Origin of the sequence: Pseudomonas sp. (assembly GCF_050739995.1) — a bacterium.
GTDB lineage: Bacteria > Pseudomonadota > Gammaproteobacteria > Pseudomonadales > Pseudomonadaceae > Aquipseudomonas.
This window is the reverse complement of the sequence record NZ_JBOICG010000692.1, coordinates 1-7,587: the sequence shown is the minus strand read 5'-3', so window position 1 is coordinate 7,587 and position 7,587 is coordinate 1. Positions and strand designations below refer to the sequence as shown.

The following is a 7,587-nucleotide window of genomic DNA, read 5'->3' as shown; positions in this document are numbered from 1 at the left end:
ATGGGCCCGACCGAATACCGCCTGCTGCAATTCTTCATGACCCACCAGGAGCGTGCCTACACCCGCGGCCAATTGCTCGACCAAGTGTGGGGCGGCAACGTGTACGTGGAAGAACGCACCGTGGACGTGCATATCCGCCGCCTGCGCAAAGCCTTGGGCGATGCCTACGAGAATCTGGTACAAACCGTGCGCGGCACCGGCTACCGTTTTTCTACCAAAGGCTGAGCCGAGCCGAATTCCCTGAACAGCTGACAAGGACGCATGTTTAAGTGAACCAAAACTGGCATGGCACCCTGATCCGCCACATGCTTTTGCTGATCACCGGCTGCCTGCTGGTAGGCTTGATCAGCGGCTATTACGGTTGGAGCCTGGCCGTCGGCCTCGGCCTGTACCTGGGCTGGACCCTCAAGCAATTGCTGCGCCTGCATGAATGGCTGCGCCAGCACAAACCCGATGAAGCACCACCCGACGGCTATGGCCTGTGGGGCGAGGTGTTTGACAGCATCTACCACCTGCAACGCCGTGACCAACGAGTACGCGGACGTCTGCAAGCCGTGATCGACCGGGTACAGGAATCCACCGCCGCACTGAAAGACGCGGTGATCATGCTCGACAGCGATGGCAACCTGGAGTGGTGGAACCGCGCTGCCGAGACCCTGCTGGGCCTCAAGACGCCCCAGGACAGCGGCCAGCCGGTGACTAACCTGGTACGCCATCCGCGCTTCAAGGAATACTTCGAGCAGGATAATTACGAAGAAGCCCTGGAAATCCCCTCGCCCACCAATGACCGCGTGCGCATCCAGCTGTACTTGACGCGCTACGGCAACAACGAACACCTGATGCTGGTGCGTGACGTGACCCGTATCCACCAGTTGGAACAGATGCGTAAAGACTTCGTCGCCAACGTCTCCCATGAGCTGCGCACGCCGTTGACGGTGATTTGCGGTTACCTGGAAACGCTGCTGGACAATGTCGACGAGATCAACCCGCGCTGGAGCCGCGCCCTGCAGCAAATGCAGCAGCAAGGTTCGCGCATGCAGACTCTGCTCAACGACCTGCTGTTGCTGGCCAAGCTGGAAGCGACCGATTACCCGTCGGACAACCACCCGGTGACCGTGCAAAGCCTGCTGCAGACCATCAAGAACGATGCTCAGGCCCTCTCCGGTCAGCGCGGCCAGCAGATCACCCTGGAAGCCGACCCGCAGGTTTTGCTCAAAGGCAGCGAAGGCGAATTGCGCAGCGCGTTTTCCAACCTGGTGTTCAACGCCGTCAAGTACACCCAGGATAAAGGCAACATCCGCATCCGCTGGTGGGCCGACGAACAAGGTGCTCACCTGAGCGTGCAGGACTCCGGCATCGGTATCGACGCCAAACACCTGCCACGCCTGACCGAACGCTTCTACCGTGTCGACTCCAGCCGCAACTCCAACACTGGCGGTACCGGGCTGGGCCTGGCCATCGTCAAGCATGTGCTGCTGCGCCACCGTGCACGGCTGGAGATCAGTAGTGTGCTGGGCCACGGCAGTACGTTTACCTGCCATTTTCCGCCGGCCCAGGTGACCCGCTCGCGAGTACTCGGGACCGACGAATAACCCGAAAACAACACTGGGCTAAATGTGGGAGGAGGCTTGCCCCCGATAGCAGGGTGTCAGTCAACACATTCACATCTGACCCGCCGCCATCGGGGGCAAGCCCCCTCCCACATTGGGCCGGTATCGTGCTGGAGAGGGAATTCCAAGGCCCACCCGGCAGCAACCACTAGGCAAGCGCCCCGTCAGCCGCTACATTGGCCGACTTGTGCCTGCCTTTCAGGCCGACCTTTGACCTCTAATTGAATACACGGAACCTGCAAAACCCCATCATGGACCCTTCCCCTGGTATTACCCTCGCTTCACTCTTCGCCGACTTCGGCATGATTCTTTTTGCACTGATCCTGGTACTGCTCAACGGCTTCTTCGTTGCGGCGGAATTTGCCATGGTCAAACTGCGCGCCACTCGGGTCGAAGCCATCGCCCACAAGAACGGCTGGCGCGGGCAGATCCTACGCACCGTGCACAGCCAGCTCGACGCTTACCTGTCGGCCTGCCAGCTGGGTATCACCCTCGCCTCCCTTGGCCTGGGCTGGGTCGGTGAGCCGGCCTTCGCGCATATCCTCGAGCCGTTGCTGAATGCCGTGGGCGTGCAATCGCCTGAAGTGATCAAAGGCGTGTCGTTCTTTGCCGCCTTCTTCGTGATTTCCTACCTGCACATCGTGGTCGGTGAACTGGCGCCCAAATCCTGGGCCATTCGCAAACCCGAGTTGCTGTCGCTGTGGACGGCTGTGCCGCTGTACCTGTTCTACTGGGCCATGTACCCGGCGATCTACCTGCTCAACGCCAGCGCCAACGCCATCCTGCGCATCGCTGGCCAAGGCGAGCCCGGCCCGCACCATGAGCACCATTACAGCCGTGAAGAACTCAAACTGATCCTGCACTCCAGCCGTGGCCAGGACCCGAGCGACCAAGGCATGCGCGTGCTGGCTTCCGCCGTGGAAATGGGCGAACTGGAAGTGGTGGACTGGGCCAACTCCCGGGAAGACCTGGTCACCCTCGACTTCAACGCCCCGCTCAAGGAAATCCTTGCGCTGTTCCGTCGCCACAAGTTCAGCCGATACCCGGTGTATGACGCGAATCGAAACGAGTTCGTCGGCCTGCTGCACATCAAGGACCTGCTGCTGGAACTGGCAGCCCTGGACCACATCCCCGAGTCGTTCAACCTCGCCGAACTGACCCGCCCGCTGGAGCGCGTTTCGCGGCACATGCCGTTGTCGCAACTGCTGGAGCAGTTCCGCAAAGGCGGCGCGCACTTCGCCTTGGTGGAAGAAGCCGACGGCAAAGTCATCGGCTACCTGACCATGGAAGACGTGCTCGAAGTGCTGGTGGGTGACATCCAGGATGAACACCGCAAGGCCGAGCGCGGCATCCTCGCCTACCAGCCGGGCAAACTGCTGGTGCGCGGCGACACGCCATTGTTCAAGGTGGAACGCCTGCTGGGCGTGGACTTGGACCACATCGAAGCCGAAACCCTGGCCGGCCTGATCTACGACACCTTGAAGCGAGTGCCGGAAGAGGAAGAAGTGCTGGAAGTGGAAGGTTTGCGGATCATCATCAAGAAGATGAAAGGGCCGAAGATTGTGTTGGCCAAGGTTCTGTTGCTGGATTGATCCTTCAATTGCCCAACGCAAAGTTGGGCAATGTGCCAACCGGCTGGCTGAACTCATACGGGATCGACACCAGCCCCGCCTCGGTAGCGCGCTGCACCACGAAATGCAGATGCGGCCCGCTACTGTTGCCGGTATTACCCGATAACGCCAGCGGGCTGCCCAGTGCCACGCGCTGCCCGGCCCTGACACTCACCGAGCCTTGCTTGAGGTGCAGGTACACGCCCTCAGTCCCATCATCGTGCCGTACCCGCACAAAGTTCCCCGAAGCATCGCCACCGCGCCCGGCCTGCCCATTCTCGATTTTCACCACCATGCCGCTACGCGCTGCGATGATCGGCGTGCCTTCGGGCATGGCGATGTCCATGGCGTAGCGGCTCTTGGTGTCGGTGTGGCTGAAACTGCCGTTGGGGCCCTGGGTCAGGCGAAACGGCCCGCCACGCCAGGGAAAGGGGTAGCGGTAGGCTTGTTGTGGATAACTCGACTTGGGCAGCTCCAGCATCGGCCGCTTGACCCGCTCGACCCTGCGCTCCTGAAGCACGAATGCTTGGGCGCCGGGGGTTTGCCGGTCACTGAAAAACACCTCGCCATTGGCATCGGTGGATTTGTAGAGGGTCATGGCCAGGGTCGAGGTGGCGACCGAGGCCAGCCCACAGAACAGCATTAGACGCATGAGCATGGCGTGAACCTGCCGGGATGACTGAACGGCAGGCTAGCAAGGGATCATGACAACACTGTGTGAGCGTCAAACGGGCAGCGCAGTAAAGCAGATATCCACATGCATCTGAGCGGCAGCTGACAAGTTGACGAGTGCATCGAGAGAAAACTTATCGATTTTGCCATTGAGCACGTCGTTCAGACGTGGCTGACTGATGCCAAGCCTTTGCGCCGCATCCTTCTGAGAAAGCTCCCAGCTGCTGATGGTGTTGCACAGTTCCAGCAGCAACTTCGAGCGAAGTCGCATATTGGCGGCTTGCGCAGGCGTGTCCTCCAGAGCATCCCAGACGCAGCTGAAACGTTCGGTGTGATTTTTTGAGTCTGTCATTGGCTTAACCTAACTCCTGCAATCTGGCACGAGCCAGTTCGATATCCCGCCCTTCGGTTTTCTGTGTGGTCTTGCGCAACGCATGCAACACATAGACAGCTTCTGGCCGGTTGACCACGTAGAACACTCGAAACGCTCCCGATTCCTCAGTGATTCTGATCTCACTGACACCCCTTCCGATTGTTTTCATCGGCTTACAATCAAAAGGCTGTTCACCCTGCTGCAATAGGTCCAACTGAAAACCGGCGGCCCTACGGGCATCGAGAGGAAATGCCTTGAGATCCTTGAGCGAGCTTCCTAGAAACACCACATCCTTGTGCCTTGGCATTGGCTTCTCCTTTTCTGGAAAAAAGAAGCGTAATCGACGATTCAGCCAAGAGCGGTGAGGGTTTGTTTCAAGGCATAGCAAAGGCTCGATAACACTGCTGCGTTATCGAGAGCCTATATCGAAACAGATATAAATCAAGCCAGCTAACGGTAATCAGACGGTCGGTCGATTCCCGATATTCAGGAAATCACGCACCCGGCACAAAATGCTTCTGCGCCGTACCACGGGCGATCAGGCGAGAGATGTAGTCGAGCTTCTGCGCATCCTGGTCGATAAACCGGAAGGTCAGTTGCAGCCAGTCGCTGTCGGGCTTGGGTTCGTAGGCGACGATGGCGTGCAGGTAGCCGTTGAGACGGGCGACTTCAGCGTTTTCACCTTGCTCAAGGTCGAGCACCGCGCTTTCCAGGACCTGGGGCAGGACTTCACCGCGACGCACTACCAACAGCGCTTCCTTGATGCTCAGCGCCTTGATCACGCATTGCTGGTTGCCGCTGGACAGCCGCAGTTGGCCTTGGCCACGACCGGCCGCCGGCGCGGCTGCAGGCGCTTGTACGGGTGGGTTGTTGAGCAGGCCCTTGCTTGGTGCAGGGGCGGCTGTTGCAACGGGTGCTGCACGCACCGCTTCAGGCTTGCCGCCGGTCAGGGCGCTCAGGGAATCGTTGCCGAAGGCCGAGTTCATCTTGGTCGGTGCACTGGCGACCAGTGCGTCGAGGCGCCCGATCTTGTGCAGGGCCTGCTTGACCTTGTTCAGCAACTGCTCGTTGGTGAACGGCTTGCTGACGTAGCCGGAAACCCCGGCCTGGATCGCCTGCACCACGTTTTCCTTGTCGCCACGGCTGGTCACCATCACGAACGGCATGGCCTTTAGGTGCGCTTGCTCACGGCACCAGGTCAGTAGCTCCAGGCCAGACATCTCGGGCATTTCCCAGTCGCACAGCACCAGGTCGAAGGTCTCGCGCATCAGGATGGATTGCGCCTTTTTGCCGTTGACCGCGTCTTCGATCTTGATCCCTGGGAAGTAGTTACGCAGGCACTTCTTCACCAGGTCGCGGATAAACGAGGCGTCGTCCACCACCAATACACTGACTTTACTCATCGACCCTTCATCCTATAGAAACTTCGGCACGCGAAACGCCTGACTGATGGCATTCTGCCAAATCTCGCTGGTCACAGCGGGACTTTATTGCTCCCGTTGCGCAAAAAATTCAGAGGCCACAAACAAAAACGCCCGACCAAAGGCCGGGCGTTAATTTCTCGGGCAACCTTACTTATCGTCAGGTTCGCCTGGAACATTAGGGATTTGATCAGCCGTGCCTTCAACTTCGGCTTTCATGCGCTTGAGGCCCATGTGCCGCACGTCGGTGCCGCGCACCAGGTAAATCACCAGTTCCGAGATATTGCGCGCGTGGTCGCCGATACGCTCCAGGGAACGCAATACCCAGATGATGTTCAAGACCCGCGAGATAGAGCGTGGGTCTTCCATCATGTAAGTGGCCAGCTCGCGCAACGCCGTCTTGTACTCACGGTCAATGACCTTGTCGTACTGGGCCACCGACAACGCCAGCTCGGCATCGAAGCGGGCAAACGCATCCAGCGCATCGCGAACCATGTTGCGCACCTGGTCGCCGATGTGGCGCACTTCCACGTAACCGCGCGGCGCCTCGCCTTCTTCGCACAGCTGGATGGCGCGGCGGGCGATTTTGGTGGATTCGTCGCCGATACGTTCCAGGTCGATCACCGACTTGGAGATGCTGATGATCAAACGCAGGTCGGAGGCCGCCGGCTGGCGACGGGCGAGAATGCGCAGGCATTCTTCGTCGATATTGCGTTCCATCTGGTTGATCTGGTCATCGATCTCGCGCACTTGCTGAGCCAGGCCCGAGTCGGCCTCGATCAGCGCGGTGACGGCGTCGTTGACTTGCTTCTCCACCAGCCCGCCCATCGCCAGGAGGTGGCTGCGCACTTCCTCAAGCTCGGCGTTGAACTGCGCGGAGATGTGATGGGTAAGGCCTTCTTTGCTAATCATGTTGGCGTCCTTGGAACGTCCGGTAAGGTGCGGAGAACCGCAGCATTCAATGCAATCAGAACCACCGCGTACTAGCCGTAGCGACCGGTGATGTAGTCTTCGGTCTGCTTCTTCGCCGGATTGGTGAACAGGGTATCGGTGTCGCCGAACTCCACCAGCTTGCCCATGTACATGAACGCGGTGTAGTCGGAGACCCGCGCCGCCTGTTGCATGTTGTGGGTCACGATGACGATGGTGAACTTGGACTTGAGCTCGTAGATCAGCTCTTCGACTTTCAGGGTCGAGATCGGGTCGAGGGCCGAGCACGGCTCGTCGAGCAGCAGGACTTCCGGCTCCACGGCGATGGTACGGGCAATCACCAGACGCTGCTGCTGGCCGCCGGACAAGCCGAGTGCCGAGTCGTGCAGGCGATCTTTGACCTCGTCCCACAACGCCGCGCCCTTCAAGGCCCACTCAACCGCCTCGTCGAGGATGCGCTTCTTGTTGATGCCCTGGATGCGCAGGCCGTAGACCACGTTTTCGTAAATGGTCTTGGGGAACGGGTTCGGTTTCTGGAACACCATGCCCACGCGGCGACGCAGCTCGGCCACGTCTTCGCCCTTACGGTAGATGTTGCTGCCGTACAGGTTGATGGCGCCGTCCACACGGCAACCGTCCACCAGGTCGTTCATACGGTTGAACGTACGCAGCAGCGTGGACTTGCCGCAGCCCGACGGGCCGATGAAGGCGGTCACGCGCTGCTTGGGGATGTTCATGCTGACGTCGAACAGCGCCTGCTTTTCACCGTAGTAGAGGCTCAGGCCCGGTACTTCGATGGCCACGGTTTCCTGGGCCAGGCTCAGGCTCTGCTTGTCGCGACCCAGGGCCGACATATTGATGCCGTGGGTGTGGGTTTCGTGCTGCATGGGATGCTCCCTGTGCTACCAATTCGTTTCATTGAACCGCAGTTTCAGCGGTTTACTTGATCTCAATGTCCTGCGCGGTCTTGT

General features: G+C 59.6%; 9 protein-coding genes. 3 read left to right on the top strand and 6 right to left on the bottom strand.

Translation table 11 applies throughout. The features are described 5' to 3' along the window. The 3 genes from ACRESD_RS23365 to ACRESD_RS23355 all read left to right on the top strand — a co-directional run. Positions 1–225 (top strand): winged helix-turn-helix domain-containing protein (locus tag ACRESD_RS23365; protein WP_431753067.1); only part of this gene is annotated, 225 nt, incomplete at its 5' end. 44 nt (positions 226–269) lie between these two features. Next, on the top strand, positions 270–1,592 hold the full coding sequence (phoR, locus tag ACRESD_RS23360; protein ID WP_431753066.1) for a phosphate regulon sensor histidine kinase PhoR: 1,323 nt from the start codon (positions 270–272) through the stop codon (positions 1,590–1,592). Positions 1,593–1,861: 269 nt separating this feature from the next. Beyond that, a complete protein-coding gene (locus ACRESD_RS23355; protein WP_431753065.1) occupies positions 1,862–3,202 on the top strand; it encodes a hemolysin family protein in 1,341 nt (446 codons plus the stop codon). A 4-nt stretch (positions 3,203–3,206) separates the two neighbouring features. Here ACRESD_RS23355 and ACRESD_RS23350 read toward each other — a convergent pair whose 3' ends face one another. From ACRESD_RS23350 to pstB, 6 genes are all read right to left on the bottom strand, one after another. After that, entirely contained in the window at positions 3,207–3,878 is a 672-nt protein-coding gene (locus tag ACRESD_RS23350; RefSeq protein WP_431753064.1) for a peptidoglycan DD-metalloendopeptidase family protein, read from the bottom strand. 66 nt (positions 3,879–3,944) lie between these two features. Continuing rightward, positions 3,945–4,244, bottom strand: coding sequence for a helix-turn-helix domain-containing protein (locus ACRESD_RS23345; protein WP_431753063.1), 300 nt, complete (start codon positions 4,242–4,244; stop codon positions 3,945–3,947). Positions 4,245–4,248: 4 nt separating this feature from the next. Beyond that, positions 4,249–4,572: a type II toxin-antitoxin system RelE/ParE family toxin gene (locus ACRESD_RS23340; RefSeq protein WP_431753062.1), complete on the bottom strand. Its 324-nt coding sequence runs from the start codon at positions 4,570–4,572 to the stop codon at positions 4,249–4,251. Positions 4,573–4,759: 187 nt separating this feature from the next. Then, on the bottom strand, positions 4,760–5,668 hold the full coding sequence (locus tag ACRESD_RS23335; protein WP_431753061.1) for a response regulator: 909 nt from the start codon (positions 5,666–5,668) through the stop codon (positions 4,760–4,762). A gap of 168 nt (positions 5,669–5,836) precedes the next feature. Next, positions 5,837–6,598, bottom strand: coding sequence for a phosphate signaling complex protein PhoU (gene phoU / locus ACRESD_RS23330; RefSeq protein WP_431753060.1), 762 nt, complete (start codon positions 6,596–6,598; stop codon positions 5,837–5,839). Between the two features lie 71 nt (positions 6,599–6,669). Continuing rightward, on the bottom strand, positions 6,670–7,503 hold the full coding sequence (gene pstB, locus ACRESD_RS23325; RefSeq protein WP_060756647.1) for a phosphate ABC transporter ATP-binding protein PstB: 834 nt from the start codon (positions 7,501–7,503) through the stop codon (positions 6,670–6,672). Positions 7,504–7,587 lie beyond the last annotated feature (84 nt).